General features: G+C 66.6%; 19 protein-coding genes. 6 read left to right on the forward strand and 13 right to left on the reverse strand.

Going from position 1 to position 20,434, the window contains the following annotated elements; all coding sequences use genetic code 11:
• Positions 1-202 precede the first annotated feature (202 nt).
• Both ACFK0J_RS11545 and ACFK0J_RS11550 read left to right on the forward strand, forming a co-directional pair.
• A complete protein-coding gene (locus ACFK0J_RS11545) occupies positions 203-559 on the forward strand; it encodes an iron-sulfur cluster assembly accessory protein (RefSeq protein WP_218475751.1) in 357 nt (118 codons plus the stop codon).
• Positions 560-908: 349 nt separating this feature from the next.
• Complete coding sequence (locus ACFK0J_RS11550) at positions 909-1,877, forward strand: carbohydrate kinase family protein (protein WP_378739242.1); 969 nt, start codon at positions 909-911, stop codon at positions 1,875-1,877.
• A gap of 243 nt (positions 1,878-2,120) precedes the next feature.
• Here ACFK0J_RS11550 and asnB read toward each other — a convergent pair whose 3' ends face one another.
• Complete coding sequence (asnB, locus tag ACFK0J_RS11555) at positions 2,121-4,064, reverse strand: asparagine synthase (glutamine-hydrolyzing) (RefSeq protein ID WP_378739244.1); 1,944 nt, start codon at positions 4,062-4,064, stop codon at positions 2,121-2,123.
• Between the two features lie 449 nt (positions 4,065-4,513).
• Between asnB and ACFK0J_RS11560 the strand changes: the two genes are divergently transcribed.
• Positions 4,514-5,602 (forward strand): cytochrome c oxidase subunit II, encoded by a 1,089-nt coding sequence (locus ACFK0J_RS11560; protein ID WP_378739246.1) that lies wholly within the window; start codon positions 4,514-4,516, stop codon positions 5,600-5,602.
• 14 nt (positions 5,603-5,616) lie between these two features.
• On the forward strand, positions 5,617-6,033 hold the full coding sequence (locus tag ACFK0J_RS11565) for a cytochrome c oxidase subunit 4 (protein ID WP_218475759.1): 417 nt from the start codon (positions 5,617-5,619) through the stop codon (positions 6,031-6,033).
• Positions 6,034-6,149: 116 nt separating this feature from the next.
• Here ACFK0J_RS11565 and ACFK0J_RS11570 read toward each other — a convergent pair whose 3' ends face one another.
• From ACFK0J_RS11570 to ACFK0J_RS11595, 6 genes are all read right to left on the reverse strand, one after another.
• A complete protein-coding gene (locus ACFK0J_RS11570; protein WP_378739248.1) occupies positions 6,150-6,956 on the reverse strand; it encodes an SDR family NAD(P)-dependent oxidoreductase in 807 nt (268 codons plus the stop codon).
• A 170-nt stretch (positions 6,957-7,126) separates the two neighbouring features.
• A complete protein-coding gene (locus ACFK0J_RS11575) occupies positions 7,127-7,963 on the reverse strand; it encodes an ABC transporter permease (protein WP_378739250.1) in 837 nt (278 codons plus the stop codon).
• A complete protein-coding gene (locus ACFK0J_RS11580) occupies positions 7,960-8,925 on the reverse strand; it encodes an ATP-binding cassette domain-containing protein (protein WP_378739252.1) in 966 nt (321 codons plus the stop codon). Before ACFK0J_RS11580 ends, ACFK0J_RS11575 begins: the two co-directional genes overlap by 4 nt.
• 950 nt (positions 8,926-9,875) lie before the next feature.
• On the reverse strand, positions 9,876-10,508 hold the full coding sequence (locus ACFK0J_RS11585) for a hypothetical protein (RefSeq protein WP_378739254.1): 633 nt from the start codon (positions 10,506-10,508) through the stop codon (positions 9,876-9,878).
• A gap of 746 nt (positions 10,509-11,254) precedes the next feature.
• The gene (locus ACFK0J_RS11590) at positions 11,255-12,532 is read right to left on the reverse strand and encodes an FAD-binding oxidoreductase (protein WP_378739256.1); all 1,278 of its coding nucleotides are present in this window, start codon (positions 12,530-12,532) and stop codon (positions 11,255-11,257) included.
• 51 nt (positions 12,533-12,583) lie between these two features.
• Positions 12,584-14,149: an alkaline phosphatase D family protein gene (locus ACFK0J_RS11595; RefSeq protein WP_378739258.1), complete on the reverse strand. Its 1,566-nt coding sequence runs from the start codon at positions 14,147-14,149 to the stop codon at positions 12,584-12,586.
• A gap of 931 nt (positions 14,150-15,080) precedes the next feature.
• On the opposite strand from ACFK0J_RS11595, the gene ACFK0J_RS11600 reads away from it, so the two are divergent.
• Positions 15,081-15,212, forward strand: coding sequence for a hypothetical protein (locus ACFK0J_RS11600; protein WP_378739260.1), 132 nt, complete (start codon positions 15,081-15,083; stop codon positions 15,210-15,212).
• Between the two features lie 192 nt (positions 15,213-15,404).
• On the forward strand, positions 15,405-15,632 hold the full coding sequence (locus ACFK0J_RS11605) for a hypothetical protein (protein WP_378739262.1): 228 nt from the start codon (positions 15,405-15,407) through the stop codon (positions 15,630-15,632).
• A 110-nt stretch (positions 15,633-15,742) separates the two neighbouring features.
• Here the strand turns inward: ACFK0J_RS11605 and ACFK0J_RS11610 are convergent, their stop codons facing one another.
• The 6 genes from ACFK0J_RS11610 to ACFK0J_RS11635 all read right to left on the reverse strand — a co-directional run bounded on the left by ACFK0J_RS11610 (position 15,743) and on the right by ACFK0J_RS11635 (position 20,376).
• The gene (locus ACFK0J_RS11610) at positions 15,743-16,474 is read right to left on the reverse strand and encodes a lysophospholipid acyltransferase family protein (protein ID WP_378739264.1); all 732 of its coding nucleotides are present in this window, start codon (positions 16,472-16,474) and stop codon (positions 15,743-15,745) included.
• Between the two features lie 252 nt (positions 16,475-16,726).
• Positions 16,727-17,734, reverse strand: a complete 1,008-nt coding sequence (locus ACFK0J_RS11615) for an ROK family glucokinase (protein WP_378739267.1) — start codon at positions 17,732-17,734, stop codon at positions 16,727-16,729.
• On the reverse strand, positions 17,731-18,231 hold the full coding sequence (locus ACFK0J_RS11620) for a hypothetical protein (protein WP_378739269.1): 501 nt from the start codon (positions 18,229-18,231) through the stop codon (positions 17,731-17,733). The genes ACFK0J_RS11615 and ACFK0J_RS11620 overlap by 4 nt, the downstream gene beginning before the upstream one ends.
• Positions 18,221-19,516: an ArsA family ATPase gene (locus tag ACFK0J_RS11625; protein ID WP_378742763.1), complete on the reverse strand. Its 1,296-nt coding sequence runs from the start codon at positions 19,514-19,516 to the stop codon at positions 18,221-18,223. Before ACFK0J_RS11625 ends, ACFK0J_RS11620 begins: the two co-directional genes overlap by 11 nt.
• On the reverse strand, positions 19,513-19,950 hold the full coding sequence (locus ACFK0J_RS11630) for an SRPBCC family protein (RefSeq protein WP_218475783.1): 438 nt from the start codon (positions 19,948-19,950) through the stop codon (positions 19,513-19,515). Before ACFK0J_RS11630 ends, ACFK0J_RS11625 begins: the two co-directional genes overlap by 4 nt.
• Positions 19,951-19,992: 42 nt before the next feature.
• A complete protein-coding gene (locus ACFK0J_RS11635) occupies positions 19,993-20,376 on the reverse strand; it encodes a polyketide cyclase / dehydrase and lipid transport (RefSeq protein ID WP_378739271.1) in 384 nt (127 codons plus the stop codon).
• Positions 20,377-20,434 lie beyond the last annotated feature (58 nt).

Here is a 20,434-nt window from a genome sequence, read left to right on the forward strand (position 1 = left end):
CGGTAGGTGTGAGGCGAGTCACCCCGCTCGGAAATGACGGGTCACGTGCGCGGAGTCCGGATAGTTCCGGATCGGACGGAGGGCGCGTGTTCCTCGGGCCGCGGTGGTGGCAAGATGGGGAATAGCAGCCCGCCGAGTGGTGTTGACCGACACGACCCGTGCGCTGTTCACGGGTCGACGACAGGTTCCTCGAGGAGAGTTCATGACTGTGCAGAACGAGACCGCCACCGACACCCATGGTGTGGTGCTGACCGACGCTGCCGCCAGCAAGGCGAAGGCGCTGCTGGACCAGGAGGGTCGCGACGACCTGGCGCTGCGGATCGCCGTGCAGCCGGGTGGTTGTGCCGGCCTGCGGTACCAGCTCTTCTTCGACGACCGCTCGCTCGACGGCGACCTCACTGTCGACTTCGGCGGCGTCAAGCTGGCCGTCGACCGGATGAGCGCCCCGTACGTGCAGGGCGCCTCCATCGACTTCGTCGACACCATCGAGAAGCAGGGCTTCACCATCGACAACCCGAACGCCACCGGCTCCTGCGCCTGCGGCGATTCCTTCAACTGATCGAACCGTCCGCCGCTCCAGAAGCGGGACGAACCGCGTAAACAGCCCGCCCCACGTGAGAATGCGATCACGTGGGGTCGCGCGTTTCCGGCTTGCCCGGCACCCTCGCTTCGCCGTAGAGCTGGGCCCCAGCGGGCCTTGTGCCTTCCAGGGACAACTGATTTCGTTAGAACATGGGTAACTCGTCGGGTACGCCCAGAACCTACCTACGCCCAACCGCCGGCCCGCAACGGAAGTCTCGCGGCACCCGCTGCTCGCTGAAGACGCGGGGCGGCGGGGGAGCTACGGTAATGCTGGGACTTGTCCCGGTCTTCACCGCCTGCCACCTACCGTTGAAGGGCTCAGCCTCGTGTCCATCGCCGTTTCCGCGTCCATTGCCACCGACCACCTCATGCGTTTCTCCGGACGGTTCGCCGACGCACTGCTGGCCGATCAGCTCGACCACGTGTCGCTGAGCTTCCTCGTCGACGATCTGCAGATCCGCCGCGGCGGCGTCGCGGGCAACATCGCCTACGCCATGGGGCTTTTGAACCGCACGCCCCTGCTCGTCGGTGCCGTCGGCGCCGACTTCGCCGAGTACCGCCAGTGGCTGGAAGCGCACGGCGTCGACTGCTCCGGCGTGCTGGTGTCCAGCCGCGCGCACACCGCGCGCTTCGTCTGCACCACCGACGACGACATGGCCCAGATCGCGTCGTTCTACCCGGGCGCGATGAGCGAGGCCCGCGACATCTCCATTGCCGAACTGGCACAGGCACATTCGCTGGAGCTCGTGCTGGTCGGCGCCAACGACCCCGACGCGATGCTGCGGCACACCGCGCAATGCCGCGAGCTCGGCATCCCGTTCGCCGCCGACCCGTCCCAGCAGCTGGCCCGCCTCGACGGCGAACAAGCCACCCAGCTGATCGACGGCGCCGCATACCTTTTCACCAACAAGTACGAGTGGGCGTTGCTGCTGCAGAAGACCGGCCTCACCGAGGACGAGATCGCGCAGCGCGTCGGCATCCGAGTGACCACGCTCAGCGAGAACGGCGTGCACATCGTCGATCGCGACGGCACCGAGATCACCGTCGGCGTGGTCCCGGAGACCAAGAAGGTCGAGCCGACCGGCGTCGGTGACGCGTTCCGCGCGGGTTTCCTCACCGGCCACACCGCGGGCCTCAGCCTGGAGCGCTCGGCCCAACTCGGCTCCCTCATCGCGGTACTGGTCCTGGAAACCATGGGCACCCAGGAATGGACCCTCAACAAGGAAACCGCCCTCGAACGCCTGGCCGGCGCCTACGGCCCCGAAGCCGCCGCCGACATCAAGCCCCTGCTCTGACCACCCCGCCGCGCTCGACCTGTCCGCCCCGCGCACGAAATCGCTGACTCTTCCGCGCGCGGCGGCACGTCGACGAGGCCCGGCGTGGCCGCGCGACGTCGATGGTCACGACGGCGTCCTACCTCGGGTTCCTGCTCGGACCGGGCTACGTCGGACTGTCGGCCGAGGTCATCGGGCTGCGTGGCGCGATGGATTGCGCACGAAACCGCCCGCTGTTCCGTGCGCAGCCAGCGAAAGCGGTGACTACAGCGAGACCGGGTAGACGGGCTCCTGGATTTCGGGCTTGATGCGGTCTTCCACGAAGATGCCGTGCCAGACCATGAAGACCAGCAGCGTCCACAGGCGACGGCTGTGATCGGCGGTGCCCGCGCGGTGGGCGAGGAGCATGTCGGTGATCGCGGCCTTGTTCAGCAGGTGGTCGGTCTGCGATTCGAGGATCTGCTGGTGCGCCCAGTCGTAGAGTTCGGTGCCGCGCAGCCAGTGTCGCAGCGGGACCGGGAAGCCGAGCTTGGCGCGGTGCAGCACGTGCGGCGGGACGATGCCCTCGAGTGCCTGGCGCAGTGCGTATTTCGTGGTTTCCTTGGTGATCTTCTGCTCGAACGGCAGCCCCTCGGCCACCTTCAGCACCTCGGAATCCAGGAACGGCACCCGCAATTCGAGCGAGTTGGCCATGGTCATCTTGTCGGCCTTGACCAGGATGTCCCCGCGCAACCAGGTGAACAGGTCGAGATGTTGCATGCGGGCCACCGGATCCCAGCCGCGCGACTGCGCGTAGATCGGCGCGGTCACGTCCTGGTGGGTCCACTCGGGGCGGAATTCGCGTAGCACGGAACGCAATTGGGCATCGCTGAAGCTGCGCGCGTTGCCGTAGTAGCGCTCCTCCAGGCTGAGCGAGCCGCGATGCAGCAGGCTCTTGCCGCGGGTGCCGTCCGGAATACGCTCGGAGAGCTTGCCCGCCAGCTTGCGCAGCCCGCCGGGCAGATACTCGAAGGGCTTGAGCGACAACGGCTCCCGGTAGATGGTGTACCCGCCGAACAGCTCGTCGGCACCCTCGCCGGACAGCACGACCTTGACGTGCTTGCGCGCTTCCTTCGCCACGAAGTACAGCGGCACCAGCGCCGGATCGGCGACGGGATCGTCGAGATACCAGACGATTTCGGGAATCGCGGCGGCGAACTCGGCAGGCGAGACCACCTTCACGATGTGCCGCGCGCCGATCGCCGCCGCGCTCTCGGCGGCCACGTCGACCTCGGAGTAGCCCTCGCGCTCGAACCCGGTGGTGAAGGTGATCAACTTCGGGTTGTGCCGCATGGCCAACGCCGCGACCGCGGTGGAGTCGATACCACCGGACAGGAACGAGCCGACGGTCACGTCGGCGCGCATGTGCTTGGCAACGGAATCTTCCAGCGCCTCCCCGATTTCGCGGTACCGCGCGGCAGCCGAACCCGGCGCGAAGGGTCGCACCTTGAACTGCGGATGGAAATACCGGGTGATCTCGGGAGTTTCGCCGAGGCCGACCGTCGCGTAGCTACCGGATTCGAGCCGCCGAATGTCCTTGTGCAGGGTCTCGGCCTCCGGCACGTACTGCAGCACCGTGTAGTGCTCCAGCGCGCGCGGATCCAGCGCGTCGGTGAGCCCGAGCGGGGACAGCAGGTCCAGCAGACTCTTCTTCTCGCTGCCGAACGCGGTACCGCCCGGGCCGGTGGCCAGGAACAGCGGCTTGATGCCGAACGGGTCCCGCGCCAGGAAAAGCTTCTTGGTCTCGGTGTCCCAGATCGCGAACCCGAACATGCCACGCAGCCGCCGCACCGCGTCCGGTCCCCAGTAGTGGAACGCCGCGACGACGGCCTCGCCGTCACCCTCGGTCCGGAAGATCGGGTCGTCGCCGAACTCCGCACCGTGCGCCGCCGCCAGTTCCTCGCGGAGTTCGATGTAGTTGTAAACCTCGCCGTTGAAAGTCAGCGCGTAGCGCTCTCGGTTTTCCGGGGGGCCCCAGCGCAGCGGCTGGTGCGAGTGTTCGATGTCGATGATCGACAGGCGGTTGAAGCCGAAGATCATGTGATCGTCGTGCCAGGTGCCGCGCTCGTCGGGGCCGCGGTGCCGGACGCAGTGCAGCGCGTCGTACACCTGCTCCACGACGCCAGGTGCTGCCTCGTCAGATGTCAGAAACCCGAGCAGTCCACACACGGCGTCGGCAACCTCGTTTCTCCGGTCGGGACGCCGCCGAATATCGGGGCGTCCGAATGTCTTGCGGGGGCGGTGCGCGGTGTCTGTCGCGAGCGGTCGATCCGGGACGTGCCGGGGCCTGCCCTCGCGGAGAGCACAGCGGCCGAAATGTTCTGTCCGAGTATGCCGCACCCGCCCCCTTCGCGCGTCGCGCGCACCCTGTCCAGGGCTTTTGCGCGTGGCGGCGCAGGTGACCGCTATCGCGCACGCTATCGGCGGAGTGTCGAATGCGACCCGACGACGAACAGGGCGCCCGTTTGGTCTACGCTGCGTAGTACTCAGGCCATTCTCAGGCGGCGTACGCGCTCGACCGGGGACGGGTCTGACATGTGCTTAGAACGTATCGCCGGGGCGGTCGCAGCCCAGGCGGTGCAAATGTCGGAATGTGTGGCGACCAGGAAGGCGTGAGCGTGGCGCACAAGGCGAGCGAAGAGATCGGGGCACGACCGGCCCGGGGTCGGCAGAGTGGCCGCATCCTTCGGCGGGCCGGGCTGGCGGTGTCCCTCGGGATCACCGCGGTGCTCGTCTCGGGCTGCTCGATCGACAATGTTTGGCTGCGGTTCGGCTGGCCCTCGGGTGTCACGCCGCAGGCGACCCGGATGCGGGAGCTGTGGACCTGGTCGATCGTCGCCGCCCTGCTGATGGGTGTGCTGGTCTGGGGTCTGACCTTCTGGACCGTCGCCTTCCACCGCAAGAAGCCGGACTCCCCGGAGTTCCCCCGGCAGACCGGGTACAACGTGCCGCTGGAGCTGACCTACACGGCGGTGCCGTTCGTCATCATCGCGGTGCTGTTCTACTTCACCGTCGTCGTGCAGAACTACGTGCACGAGAAGGTCGACAACCCCGACGTCACCGTCGACGTGACCGCCTTCCAGTGGAACTGGAAGTTCGGCTACCGCAACGTGGACTTCAAGGACGGCTACCGGTTCGACGGCATCGACACCACGCGTGAGGCGTCGAACCAGGAGCAGCTGGAGGAGTACAAGGAGGCGACCAAGGACGGTCACCCCCAGCCGGGTCCGCTGCACGGCAAGCCCGCCAACGACATCCTCTCCTACCTGCACTACGACACGGTCGAGACCATCGGGTCCAGCTCGGAGGTGCCGATCCTGGTGCTGCCGACCAATAAGGTGATCGAGTTCCAGCTCGCCGCCGCCGACGTGGTGCACGCCTTCTGGGTGCCGGAGTTCCTGTTCAAGCGCGACGTGATGCCGAATCCGAAGGAAAACCACTCGGACAACGTCTTCCAGATCACCAAGATCGAGAAGGAAGGCGCGTTCGTCGGCCGCTGCGCGGAAATGTGCGGCACCTTCCACTCGATGATGAACTTCGAGGTACGCGCGGTGTCGCCGGACAAGTTCACCAGGTACCTGGACGCGCGCAAGGCTGGCAGGACCAATGCCGAAGCGCTCGAATCCATCGGTGAGTCGCCGGTCGCCACGTCGACCCGGCCGTTCAACACCGAGCGCACGACCAAGACCGCGGCCGAGGCAAAGTAAGGGACTGATCTGATATGAAGATCGAAGCGCGGATTTTCGAACTGCTGACGGTGTTCTTCATCATCGTCGCGGTTGTCTACGGCTTCTTCACCGGCCAGTCCCGCACCGGCGTGGAATGGGCGGGTACCACCGCGACTGTGCTGACCGCCGGTCTGTCGTTGATCATCGGCACTTACTTCCGCTTCGTCGCGCGTCGCCTCGACCTGCGTCCGGAAGACTACGAGGACGCCGAGATCGTCGACGGCGCAGGCGATCTGGGCTTCTTCTCGCCCGGCAGCTTCTGGCCCATCACGCTGGCCGCGGCGGGTTCCATCACCGCGCTCGGCCTGGCCTTCTTCCAGTTCTGGTTGATCGGCCTCGGCGTCGTGTGTGTGCTGATCGCCGCCGCGGGTCTCGTCTTCGAGTACTACCTGGGTCCCGAACGGCACTGAGCTATTGCACGAAAGCCCCCTCCGCAGCCGCTGAGGGGGCTTTCGCCGTTCTTGTGTACCGGAGCCGGTTTTACCTGCTGCATTGCATGTACTCGAAGATGCCTGGGGGTCAGGCGTCAGATGCCGAAGGCGTGCATGAGGCGAGCGGTGGAGCGCGGGGCGACCCCGGCGAGGGCGTAAAGAGTGCGGGTGAAGCGGGGCTCGGCGCGGGGGTTGTTGCTGTGGATGGCGGCTTCGATCCGGTGGGCCGCTTGGAGCGGTCGCTCGGTGTAATGAGCTTCTGCGTCTGACTGGGCGGCCGGGTAGTGCACGGCGGTGACCTTGATGCCGTGCGGGGACAGCTCGGCGTCGGCGCACTGGCCGAAGGTGGTCCAGGCCGCCTGAGCGCTGGCGTAAGAGGCGAAATTCGGTGCGGCGCCGATGTTCACGTTCCAGGGGCCGACGTTGATCACGTGACCCGAGCCGGAACTCAGCATGGCGGGTAGTAGGCCGAGGGTGAGGCGCAGTGGGCCGAAGTAGTTGGCCGCCATCGTCTGCTGATAGTCCCGGAATCGGTGCAGCGACTGGGCCACCGGTCTGCGCACCGGCCGCCCGGCCTGGTTGATCAGCACGTCGACCGCGCCGAACTCGCCGAGCACCCAGGTCACCAACTGGTCGACATCGCCGAGCGCCGAGGTGTCACAGCGATACCAGTGCGCGTCGCCATTGCTCGCGCGAATCTCCTCGCAGGCCGCGATGAGCTGATCGCCGCGCCGGGCGACCAGGAGTAATTGGGCGCCTTGGGCGGCAAGCACATTCGCGGTGGCTCGGCCGATATCGGAGCACGCGTCGGTGACCAGGACGCGTTGACCGGCGAGGGATACGGGCGGACGGTGACGCTTGCGATCGGTGAATTTGACCGGAGCAGAACGAAATTCGGGCATCGGTACAGCAACCTTCACATGCGAACGGGCTGAACACACGCACGGCACCCCGCCGACAGTGCCGAAGCCGCTTGCCGCCGCTATCTTCTGGCGACTATATGCGGCCCGTCACAGTATAGAGTTTGCCAGCCGATTGATGGGGGCGTTCGGCGCGGTCGATCCGGCTGAGGTCAACTGCTCAGATGCCGGTAGCGGTGGATCGACAGCGGCAGGAATATCGCTATCAGCAGGATCGGCCACACTATCGCCATGAGCACCGCGTGCTCGGCGATCCAGGAGTGATCGTTGCCGGTGGGATTGCCGAAGAGTTCGCGCGCCGCGGTGGCGGTGGACGAGAGCGGGTTCCAGGAGGCGATGGTGCCGAGCCAGGCGGGCATGGTGGCGGTGGCAACGAACGGGTTCGCGAGGAAGCCGATGGGGAATTCCAGCGTGCGCACCGCGGTGACGGCCTCCGGATCGGCATAGAACAGCAGTCCGAGATAGGCGCCGATCCACAGAAAAGCGAAGCGCAGCAACAATAAGAGCCCCGCGGCGGTGAGTGCGTTCCCGAGACCGTTGTGCGGATGCCAGCCGATCGCGAGTCCGCAGCCGATGAGCACTGCCAGTGCGATTGTCGAGTTGAGCATGTCGGCGAGGGCGCGGCCGACCAGGACAGCCGAGGATGACATGGGCATCGAACGGAAGCGGTCGGTGATGCCGCGCGCGGCGTCGGAGCTGACCGCGACCATGGTGGTGCCGATGCCGAACACCATGGTCATCGCGAACATGCCGGGGAGTAGGAACTCTCGGTAGTCGCCGCCGCCGGGAACCGTCATCGCGCCACCGAGCAGATAGCCGAACATCAGCACGATCATGATCGGGAACAGCAGCGTGTTGGCAATGACGACGCCGGGTTGCCGCTGCCAGTGAGCGAGGTCGCGGCGGGCGAGGGTGAGCGCGTCGGACACGGCCCATGCCATCCGGTGCCGGTTCGGCGGTGTGAGGGTGCTGGGGGCAATGCTGGTCATGCGTAATCCTTTTCGGTGAGGTGCTCGGCCGGGCCGCTGGTCAGTCGCAAGAACACCTCGTCGAGGGTGGGGCGGCGCAGGCCGATGTCCTCGATCGGGAGCTGGGATCGGCGTAGCGCGCCCGCGATGTCGGCGAGTGCGGCGACCGGGTCGTGAACCGGGGCGCTGACCCGGCGGGTGTCGATGTCGATGACCGGTTCTGTTCGCAAGTGGGTGCGTACGACGGCCGCGGTGGCGGGCAGGTCCGCACTGTCGTGCGTGACGATGTCGATACGGTCCCCGCCCAATTGGGACTTCAACTGTTCGGGGCTGCCGGTGGCGATCACTCGGCCGTGGTTCATCACCGAGATTCGGGCCGCGAGTTGGTCGGCTTCTTCGAGATACTGGGTGGTCAGCAGCACGGTCGTGCCCGCGGCGACCAGATTGCGGACCGCTTGCCAGACTTGGTTGCGGTTGTGCGGATCCAGGCCGGTGGTCGGCTCGTCCAGAAACAGCACCGGCGGGGCGACCAGAAAACTGGCGGCCAGATCCAGCCGCCGCCGCATCCCGCCGGAGTAATTCTTGACCGGCTTGTCGCCAGTGTCCGATAACCCGAACCATTCCAGCAGCTCATCGGCCCGCCGCCGGGCCCCTACCGCACCGAGATGGTAGAGCCGCCCGAACATTTCGAGGTTTTGCCGACCCGACAGCACCTCGTCCACCGCGACATGCTGCCCAACCAACCCGATCCGATGCCGCACTTGCGCCGCGTGCGTCACCACGTCGATACCCGCCACTTCGACCCGACCGGCATCCGGCCGCGCCAGCGTGGTCAAGATCCGGACCGCAGTCGTCTTACCAGCGCCGTTCGGGCCGAGCAGGCCGTACACCAGGCCCGTGGGGACGACCAGGTCGAACTCGTTCAGGGCCGCAGTGGTGCCGTAGTGTTTCGCGACCTGATCGCAGACGATCACGTTGTCCATCCCGGCTCCTCAATACTGTACAAAGTAGACTTTTAGAGAATAGGATACTTTGTACAGAGTTTCACGGGTGGGTAGTCGCGGCAGGGAGACGGCGTGGGCTGCCGTCGGGAGGTTCGGCGGCAGCTGCACGTAGTTGGCGCCGGTCCGGTAGCGGTGTGCGTACACCCTGGATCGCACAGCTACCTTGCGCGACGGTTCGCGGGGTAGCTGCCGCGCGTCGCCCAGGCACTGCCGATTCGCCTAGCCCCGGCTGGTGAAGGCTGTGGACTCGGTCCCACCGGTGCCGAAACAACTTGTCGGAGTATGCATCCGGTTAGCCAGCCGGTCGACGGACATGTTCGGCAAATGCCGGCCCCCACCCGCTACCTACCCGTCGGCGGGACATCACTGAGCCTCGTCTCGCGATTTGGCGCAGTGATGTCCCGTTCGGCTACTGGTCGCTGGCTTGCGGCGGTTGATTCGAGATGCGGCCCCTGTCCGAGCGGACTCGCTGGTGCGCGGCAAAGCCGAGGCTCTGGTGTCATGCGCGCTGGCCTGCGAGTGATGCAGGCGCACGGTGCCGCTTGCGATCGGTGATTCGACTGGAGCTGAACGAAATTCGGGCATCAGCGCAGTAACCGTCACAGGCGAACGAACTGAACACTCGCACGGCGCGCGTCGACAGTGCCGAATCCGCTTGCGACCGCCATCTTCTGGCGACTATATGCGGCCCGTCACGGTATAAGGGCTAGCCAGCCGGTCGATGGACACGTTCGGCAAATGCCCGCCCCCTCCCGCTACCTATCCGTCGAACGGGACATCACTGAGCCTCGTCTCGCGATTTTGCGCAGTGATGTCCCGTTCGGCTACTGGTCGCTGGCTTTCGGTTCGGGAGACCGCGTGCTCGGGGATATATCTGCGGCCAGGACAAGCCTGCGAAGGAGTAGGTACGGCAGGGGGTCGGGCAGGACTCAATCCTTGTCGTCCGGGTCGGCGTCCGCGACGTTCCCACACTTCTGACCCTCGACCGGATTCAGTGCCACCCCGGCCTCACACAGAACTTCGTACATCTTCTTGCCGTTTTTGTAGTAGAGCTCGTTGAGCTTGGCTTCTTCCTCGAAGCCGGGCTTCATCTCTCCTGCATTTTCATTGTATGTTTTTCGTGCCGCGGTGAAGTTTTCTCGTGCCTCCGCGTTGTCGCAGATCAACCGGCGGAACGGGTTGCTCCAGCCGGATGACTGATCCTTCTCGAAGGCTTTCTTGACTTCGGGGCCGTACAGCGGAGGAAGCGTAGACCCGGCGGTACGCCCCTTCGTGCCTACCGCCTGGGTGCGGATGACGCTGCGCGCCCGCAATTCGGCCTCTTTACCGCCGACCAACGGGTTGTTGTTGTCGTAGGCATCCGTGTAGGCCTCCACTTGGGCGGGGGTCAGCTCGAAGTCGTCGCAGAAGTGTTCGCCGACGGCCTTCTGGTACTCCTTGCTGAGAGCTTTCATCTCGTCGGGCGACTTTTCCTCTTGGGCATGCGCTGCCGCACCTGACGCGGCGGTCGCCGTCAGGAGCACGGCAGCCGCTACCGTGCGTATGCGATGCTTAAGTTTCACGATTCCTCCACGGATGATCAGGGTTGGTTCGAACAAACGAGATCATGCCCACGGAAATAGGTCGTCCGAGGGAAATGCGGGCCCTGCGCTTCAAATTCCGAGATATTCCAGCGCGCCCGATGGTTCCGATAAATATCGAGCGGTTGTTCGCACTAGTTGTTCGACTGGCCATCGACCGATCTATGCAATCAGTCGAGCGTGTGCGTGGTTGGTCATAGAGAGGTTAGCGTACCGGTGGTTTGGAGACAAAGCTCCCTCGGTTCTCCCGTCAGCGTCGGCGCGTCGGATCGATGAGCTTTCAGCAGGTAGAGCGCCTGTTGACCAAAAGGAAGTTGTTTCCATCCACAAGGCCGACGGCAACGAATATGTTGTTCCGATAATGCGCGTGCCGCGCGCGAAATACCTTTCTTTCACTACCGGGTGGAAGTGTGGTTGTCGCACCGGGCGCACCTGAATTGCCGGAATTGTGCCGGTACCCTTTGGTCTGACTACACCGGTGTCGTGTGCAGCGGTCGCACACTCTTGTATCCGTCCGGCGTCGGGTCGGCTCACTGCAGCTGTACTGGCCGGACCCCAAATTCCGCGCCGCGACCGATGCTCGACGCGCGCTCATGGCACGGGGCAGCTGGAACCGCAACCAGATTCGTCGTCGACGACCACGCTACGAAGTCGCGGCGGTTGAAGGTGTTGAGCCGGGGGCTCGCAGCGCCGGTTGCAGGCGAGTACCTGCACCGGCGCGAAGACTTCTACTCCTCCGATTCGTACCGCAGCGCGTTTTCCGAGCGGCAGATCTCATCGATGCCGGAGACGATGTCGCGCAACAACTCTGAGGGTAGGGCGGCGGGGCGGAGGCGGCTGGTGAAGGTGATCAGGCCGTGGTCTTCGGGGGAGAGGCCGCGGGCGGCGGACTCGGAGCGCAGGTAGCGGGAGCGCACGCCGTAGGTCATGGCGGAGATGACGGTGAAGCAGCCGGAGCGTTCGCGGTGTCCGGCGAACAGGTCGTGCAGGCGGTAGAAGACCGAGGTGTAGCTCGACAGCGGCGCGAAAATGCCGACGCGGTAGGCGGGGCCGCGCTCGGATGAGCTGAGGGCGGTGTCGGCGAGGTATTCCGCGTCGCGCAGGGTTTGCACCTTCGGCGCGAAGAGCACCGCGCCCGCCGCGGCGTTGCGCAGCGGCATACCGGCGGGACCGCCCGCGGCGGAAGCGATGACGCCCAGCGACTTTCTCGCCCGCGAACCCACCTCGCGCCGCGCCCGCAGCGAGCGGGTCGGCGCGGTGGGGGTCAGGGTCGACCACTGGCCGAACCGCACCGTGCCGAGCTGCACATGCCCCACACCGCCCGGCCGCGCGACCTTCAGCGGCGCGGTGTCGACCCAGCGACCGACCTGCAGCGCCGCGTTGCCGGGCCGAGTGATCTCCGCGTAGGCGTGTTCGACGAAGGAGTCGAAGTCGAGGAACCGGTCGGCGTTGGTGGTCAGCCAGGTGCGGTCCTTGTCGATGTCGATCACGTCGAGGGTGAGCGCGGTGATGATGCCCGCGCGCCCGCCCGCGCCGAGGATGCGGTGGAAGCGCTCGGTGTGGTGGGTGCGCCCGCAGGTGCCGATGCGGCCGTCGTTGTCGACGTACTCCAGATCCACGACCTGGTCGATGAACATGCCGTACTTGTGCGAGGCCGCACTCACGCCGCCCACGGACGCGAATCCGCCCGCGGTGATGTCGCGATGGTCGCCGACGATCGGCAGGCCGAGTCCGTGCGCGCCGAGTCGCCGGTCGATGTCGGACAGTTTGGCACCGGCCTGCACCCGCACCGTCCGCCGCCCCAGGTTGATGTCGAGCACCTGATTCATCCGCCGCAGCGACACCACGGTCGGCTGCGCGGGCAATGTCAGACCATCGTTCAGTTGCTCGCCGCCACGCACCGTCAGCCGTTCCGCGCGGCCACGTGAATCCCGAACCGTGCGAACGACATCCGCCGTGTCACGGGGTAGGTATTCCTCGGCGGAGACAAACTGCGGCGTGCTCATGGCACGAAAGCTACTACAGCGCGGCCCGCGCCGCTCGCCCGATCTCGGGTGCTAGCCGACTGCCGGTGCGAGCTGCTTGCTGAACAGCACGGATCCGCTCGCGTCGCACAAGTTGACCGTCAGTTCCCTTGACTTGCCGTCGATCAGCACCTCGCCGAAATGCTGGAAGGCGTCCAGCGGCGAACTGTTCTGCACGGGTGGCGCGTGCACGAACACTGCCTCCGGACCGAACGTCGCGTCCAGCGGGTTGGGTCCGAACGCGCCCGCGTTGAGCGGTCCGGAGACGAACTCCCAGAACTCGTCGAAGTCGGTGAACGCCGCCCGCTCGGGCGAGTAGTGGTGCGCCGCCGTGTAGTGCACGTCGGCGGTGAGCCACACCACGTCGGTCACCTTGTTCGCCTTGATCGCCGAGAGTACCTGGGCGATCTCGGTTTCCCGGCCGGATGGGGCGCCGGGATCGCCGTTGGCGGGGCCCTCGAACGCGACGGTGTTCGCCTGTTCACCATCCTTGACGACCAAACCGAGCGGCAGGTCGTTGGCGACGATCTTCCAGGTGGCTTTCGAGTCGCGCAGGCCGTCGATCAGCCAGTTCGTCTGTGCCGGACCGAAGATGCTGCCGGTGGGACCGTTGTTGCGATCGTTGGTGTCCTTGTAGGTCCGCATGTCCAGCACGAAGATGTCCAGCAGTGGGCCGTAGGAGATCTTGCGGTAGAGGCGGCCGTCCACGGCTTCCTTGGGCTCCACCGGCATCCACTCGTGGAACGCCTGCCAGGCGCGGGTGGCCAGGGTGTCCATGCTGCGCTCGGTGTAGCCCTTGGACTCCGGGACCAGGCCGCCGGGGTACCAGTTGTTGACCGTCTCGTGGTCGTCCCACTGCACCAGCTGTGCGACCGAAGAGTTGAAGCGAAGATAGTTTTGATCGGTGAGGTTGTAGGCGTAGTTGCCGCGGAACTGCTGGAGAGTCTGCGCGGGCGCGCTTTTCGCCTCGGTCACCGTGTTGCGCCAGATTCGCCCGTCGGGCAGCGTCACCGATTCCTTGACCGGGTTGTCGGCGTAGATGGAGTCACCCGAGTGGATGAACAGGTGCGGGTCGCGGGCGGCCATGGTGGTGAAGATCCGCATGCCGCCCAGGTCGGGATTGATGCCGTAACCTTGGCCGACGACATCGCCGGACCAGTGCAGTTTGATGTCGGACGCGCCGGCGGGCACGGTGCGGAACACACCGTTGATCGGTTCGGAGATGGCGCCGTCCTCACCCTCCAGCGTTACCCGGTAGTGCACTTGCTCGCCCGCGGGCAGGCCGTTGACGCGCACCCGGCCGGTGCCGTCGGTGGCCGGGGTCAGCAACGGTCCGGTGAATCGCTTGGCGTTGGCGAAGGATTCGGTGGGCGCGGTCTCCACGATCAGCTTCGCGGGCCGGTCGGCGCGCGCCCAGATCAGCGCGCCGTCACTGCGCGGATCGCCCACCGCGACGCCGTGCGTCAGCCGCGGGCGCTGCCGGATGAGACCGGGCCCATCGTTCGACGAGCACGCAGCCAGCGCGGGCGCGGCCACCAGCCCGAGCACGGAGGTGCGCAGCAAGGTGCGCCGGGAGAGGCCGAAGGTCGAACCAGTCATGGGGTCACCCTGAACCAGGTATCCCAACGCAATATGAACGGGTTCGGTCCGATTGGGTAACGGGAGGGGCAGGGGCTCGCACCGTTCGAAGTGAATCCCCTCCGTGGGTCGGCAGCGTGCCAGTAACCCAGCCCCACGCCGCGGCCGTAGTGATGCACCTACGCCACCCACCTCACCACCCCATAATCCCAACCGGACCCTCCCGCCCATTAGCCCCGAGCGCCCCAAGGCTGCGTCCCCGAGCGCCCCATGGCGCGTCAAAGTGCCGATGACGTCCCGTTCGTCGGAGGAACCTGGCCGGTGTGACCGCTGGCTGCCGGTGGTCGGCGATCAAAGTAGACCGGGCGCTCGCCGACCGACGAAGGCTCGCCGCTTGCGCCGACCGGAACATGAGTGCGCTGAGTCCGGGACGATGCCCGGTGACGTTCCCGGTCGGCGGAAGACATGGCCGGGTACGACTGCCGCCTCGCGTGTGATCGGAGCGAGCCCGGTGCTCGCCGAGCGAGGAACGCTCGCCCGAGCGCCGAGTGGGACATAGCCGCGGCAAAGTGCGAGAGCACGCTCGGTGAAGTCCCGTTCGGCGGTGGAACCTGGCCGGGACGCCAGTCCCCGTCGGCGGGAACCCGGCCGGGGCGCCACTGGTTCCGCTCGTCTGATGACGGGGTGCCCACCAGGCGTGGCTAATCCGAGGGCACCCGTCGCCGACGTCGGCCGAATGGCGACACGAACGCCGAATGTGTATGCCGCTCAAGAAGACTCACACGGCGAGGTCTGGATACTCCCGCAGCGACGGCGAGAATGAAGTGAGCATATCGCTGCGCCGCAGCCCTCCCGACGACAAGATGCCCGACCGTGCACCGAGTGGGACATGGGTGCGGTGAAGTGCGAGACGGGGCGCGGTGGTGTCCCGTAGGCGGAGGGACGGGGCGGTATGACTGCTAGCTCGCGGTGGTCGGCGATCGGAGTGAGCCCGGTGCTCGCGGACCAAGGAAGGCTCGCCGTGAACGCCGAGCGGGACATGGGTGCGGCGAAGTGCGAGACGGGTCTCGGTGGTGTCCCGTAGGCGGAGGGACGGGGCGGTATGACTGCTAGCTCGCGGTGGTCGGCGGTCGGAGTGAGCCGGGTGCTCGCCGAGCGAAGGACGGTCGCCCGAGCGCCGAGCGGGACATGGGTGAGGCGAAGTGCGAGAGCACGCTCGGTGAAGTCCCGTTCGGTGGTGGAACCTGACCGGTTGACTACTGGCTCGCATTAATTGGTGATCGGAGCGAACCTGGTGCTCGGCTGGCTAGGAAGGCTCGCCGTGCGCGCCGAGCGGGACATAGGTGCGGCGAAGTGCGAGACGGGGCTCGGTGGTGTCCCGTTCGGCACGGGGGCCGGTGGTGTTTCGGCACGGGGCTCGGTGGTGTCCCGTTCGGCACGGGGGCCGGTGGTGTTCCGGTCGGCACGCGGCTCGGTGGTGTTCCGGTCGGCGGGGCGGCTATAGGCCGACTGAATTGCCAACTGAGGCTTCCGGATTCCGGCTCGTGAAGACGCGGCTTGCTGATCCCGGGTCGGGAAGACGGGGCGGGCCGTGGAAGGTCCCGCCGGTCCCGGTCAGCTGGCGGCGGTGTGGGGGATGCGGGTGGCTTCGGGTTCGCGGGGGGTGCCGGTGGGGGTGTTCTTTTTGAGGGTGGCGGCGTAGACGTCTACGTATTCTTGGCCGCTGAGTTGCATGAGTTCGTACATGACCTCGTCGGTGACGGCGCGTTCGACGAAGCGGTTGCCGCCCATGCCTTCGTAGCGGGAGAAGTCGATGGGGGTGCCGAACTTGACGGTGACCTTGCGGCGGCGCCAGCGGAAGGGGCCGGGCGGGCTGACGGCGTCGGTGCCGATGACGGCGACCGGGATGACCGGGACACCGGTTTCCAGGGCGAGGCGGGCGAGGCCGGTCTTGCCCTTGTACAGGCGACCATCGGGGGAGCGGGTGCCCTCGGGATACAGGCCGACGAGGCGGCCCTGGTCGAGCAGTTTGCGGGCGGCGTTGAGAGCGTCCTCGGCGGCGTCGGCCCCGGTGCGGTCGATCGGGAACTGGCCGGTGGTGGTGAAGAACCACTTCTGGAACGCGCCCTTGATGCCGGGGGTGTTGAAGTATTCGGCCTTGGCCAGATAGTTGATCCGTCGCGGGCTCATCAACGGCGCGAACAGCCAGTCCGCGAAGGAGAGGTGGTTACCCGCCATGATCGCCGGACCGTCCGCCGGAATGTTCTCCACACCCTCGACCGTGGGCCTGTTGTAGAGATGCATGAACGGTCCCAGCAGCACGTACTTCAGCAGCCAGTAGAACATGACGTCCTTCCCCCGGGACCGGGATCGAAGCGGGCACCTGCGTCGGTTGCCGACTTTACCGCTGGTGCAGATCACATCCAACCGCAGCGGCGAATCTCACCACACTCTGCCATGGGTAGGCAAGAGCGCTGTAATCGGAGACCGGCAGCAGATTCCTCGGCGGCCGGAATCGCGGGTCATCGGCGACCGAAGCAAGCATTCGACAACCGAATACCACTGCCGCACGCGATGAAACGTTGCCGAGCGGGCGAGTTAGCGGGTGCGGGCTATTCGGGAAGACTTGCGTTCGGATTCGATGAGGGCGGCCCGGGCCAGGTCGGCGGCGCCGATCATGCCCGCGGCCTCGCCCAGCTGGGTGGTGCGGATGCGGGCCAGCGGGCGGTGGCCCGCGCCGGTGACCGAGCGGGCGTATTCTTCGCGGGCTTCGTCCAGGAACAGGGGAGCGGAGCTGCTGACGCCGCCCGCGATGACGACCAGGTCGGGGTCGAAGATGTCGCTGACGAAGGCGAGGCCGAGGCCGAGCCAGCGGGCGAAGTCGGTCATGACGCGGACAGCGAGTGGGTCGCCGTCCTGGGCCGCGCCCGCGACGCGGCGGCCGGTGAGCGAGCCGGGATCGCGGAAGACGTCTCTGGCGAGTACCGAGCGGACCGGGTCGGTGGCCAGCATTTCGATCGCGGTGTCGGCGAGTGCTGTTCCGCTGCAATATCTTTCCCAGCAACCCCGTTTGCCGCACGGGCAGGCGCGGCCGCCCGGGACGACCTGCAGGTGGCCGAGTTCCGGTGCGACACCGTGGGTTCCGCGGTACAGCTGACCGTCGATGAGCAGCGCGGCACCGATGCCGGTGCCGATCGCGACGAGCACCACATTGTGCCCACCCGCGGCCGCGCCGAACCGGTATTCGGCCCACATGGCGGCATTGGCGTCGTGCTCGAGGATGACCGGCAGCTCGAGTCGTTCAGTGAGCCGCTGCGCGACAGGGGTGTCCTGCCAGGGCAGATGCGGCGCGAAACGGACGGTGGAGCGGTCGCCGTTGATGAAACCGGCGACGGCCAAGCCCACCGCGCCGATCGGATGCCTGCGGCACAGTTCGCGAACGGAGCGGTCGAGGGCGTCCTCGAGGGCCTTGGCGGAATGCGGGGTCGGCGCCTGGACGGTATCGAGTACCTCGCCGCTGGTGTCGATCACGGATGCGCGAATGTTGGTGCCGCCGACGTCGATTCCGACAGTCAGCGGCCGCGCACCTGCTATGCGGTGCGTCATGCCTTGATCGTCACCGGGATGCTGACATAACGGGAACGTGAGTTGCCCGGTCCGGCACCGGATTCCGGATCGGCTGAATCATCCTGTGACACACCATGGTTGTGCTGGTGATTCGGCCCGGACTCCGGCATGACCGGTTCGACCGGCACCCCGGCCAACGCCTCGCGCAACACCGTCACGATCGCCGTACCGTGATCGGCCACCGTCTGGAGTACTTCGTGGTGCTCACCGCGCACCAGCGCGGCCGCCGCGCACACCGGGCACCAGCTGCAACTCGCCCACTCCACCTGTCCATCGGCGGCCCGCCGCAACACCGGCTCCACTCGCTCGAGCACGGATTCGGCGAGCAACTTCAGTTCCGCGGCGAATTCGGCGAGGCCGTCCACCGGGTTGTCGTCGCCGGTCGAGCCTTTCGGCTGCTCGTCCGATTCGGGCGCGTCGTCGTCCGGGCCGTGGTGGTCGCGCGGACCGGCGCCGGTGGTCCGGTCACCGCTCATCGGGCCATACCTCCGGGTCGGGGCGGAACCGCACCACGAGGTGTCCTCCGTCGAGTTCGGCGCCGTCGACCGTGCATCGCCGCAACACCGGCGCGAGACGTACTCGCCGCCGGACACCGTCCGCTCCCACGATCAAATCGTCCTCCACTCGGCCAAGTCGCAGCGTCGCCGCATCGACAACGGGCAGATGCATCCGCAGTGTGTAGATCGCGCGCAGACCGGTGCCCGATTCACATCGAACCACCGGTTCGCCGGAACTCGCGTCAACCTCCGCCGGACTGTCGCTCAGCATAAGGGCTGGGTCGTCGGTGTTCCTGTCCGAGTCCACCGCGTACGACAGCGCCGCGAGCGAGGTCAGTCCGATCGGTTCCGGTCCGGTGTGCTGCGCGATCAGCACGGGAATACCCGGCATCGAGCGTTCTAATTCGGCGATCGCGGCGAGCTGTTCGGCGCGGCGGTCGAGATACCAGTGCACCGCCGGATGCTCGGTGTCGATCGGGGCCGTGGGATCGGGTGGGGTAGTGGGCGGCAGCACCTTGTTGACCACCACCGCGTCCATCCGCAGCCCGAGCAGCGCGGCGGCCGAGCGGACCCGCTCGGATTCGGCGAGCGTCACCCGCTCGGCGACGGTGATCAGCCGGGCGCCGGTGCGCTGATGGTCGGCCAGCAGATCACGGACCTCGGTGACCGCCTTGACGATCCGCTCGACAGTCGCGGCGAGCACCGCGCGCCGCAGATCGGTGCCCACCGTGCTCATCGCTCGCGCGTGCGGCGGCCAGATCCGTTCGAGGTAACCGAGCAGGGTGTCCGGCGCGGTGATGATGCGCAACATGTCGGCCGACGGCGGGCAGTCGACGACGATCACATCCCAGTCGTCCTCGTTCGCGAACTGGGTGATCTCCACGAGCATCAGCAGTTCCTGCACACCGGGCAGCCCGGTCAGTTCGGCCGGGTCGAGCGCGGCGATATCGATGCCGTGGTCGTGGCCAGTCCCCGGCGACCACACGCGGACCACCTCGCGGAACCGATCCTCCAGCAGCGCAAGGGAATCCACCTCGATCACGTCGAGGCCGGGCAGCACGGTGGCGATCCCGGTGACGGTGCCGGGATCGTGCGGGAAACGGAAGCCGAGCGCGTCACCGAGCGAATGCGCCTGATCCAGCGAGGCCACCAGCACCCGGCGTCCTGCCCTGGCATAGGACATGGCGGTGGCGCACGCCAGCGTCGTCTTGCCTACCCCGCCTTTGCCGATGAACAGTTCGACACGGGTCGTATGCGTCGTCAGCCTTCGACCCGTTTCTTCAGTTCTTTCAGCGCGGTATCGGTGATCACCTTCTCGGCCTTGCGTTTGAACATGCCGATCATCGGGATGTTCAGGTCCACGGTCAGCGTGTAGACGACCTCGGTGCCACCGTCGGGCTGATCGATGAGTTCGTAGGTGCCGTTCTGCGCCTTCTGCAGTTCACCGCTGACCAGCGTCCAGCTGACCGCCTTGTTGTCCGGGCGCCAGGTATAGGAAAGGACGTAGCTGTCCTTCACCACGCCCGCGTCCAGCACGAATCGCGCGGTGCGCGCTCGCCCGTCCGGCCCCTTCTCCTGCACTTCTACCGATTTCGCCGCCGAGACCCACTCCGGGTAGGACTCCAGGTCGGCGATGACGGACATCACCTGCTGCGACGGGGCCTCGATGATGATCGACCTCTGGGTCCTGTCGGCCATGGCGGACGGCGGTTCCTTTCAGCGAAGGGTGCTCGGTGAGCGTCAGGAGGCGTGGGCGGGTGCGACACCGGCCGGACGTCCCGCCTCGAGCCGGGACTTCAATTCGAACGACATGTTCTTGCCGGCCACCCGGCGCGCCCGATTGGCGGCGGCCATCTTGCTCGGCGCCAGTGCCGGTCGCGGTTCGGCATGCAGGAAGTAGTGCACGATCACCCCATCCAACGCGGGCTGCAACCAGACTTCCATGGTTCCGTCCAGCGCGCCGGACACGGTCCAGCGGATCCCCTTGTCGCCCCGGTCTTCCCGGACGACCAAGGTCAGGTCCGGCCACCAGCGGCGCCAATTGTTCTGCGCGGACAGAATGTCCGCGACGGCGGTCCCCGGTGCGGCGACGAAGGTCTGGTCGGCGACCTGGATAGTGCTCATGACGTTGCCTCGCTAGCGCTCGGCTCGGTCAAGAGCTCGGACGCGGTGTCGATGGTTC

The organism is Nocardia brasiliensis (assembly GCF_042691675.1).
GTDB classification, from domain to species: domain Bacteria; phylum Actinomycetota; class Actinomycetes; order Mycobacteriales; family Mycobacteriaceae; genus Nocardia; species Nocardia brasiliensis_D.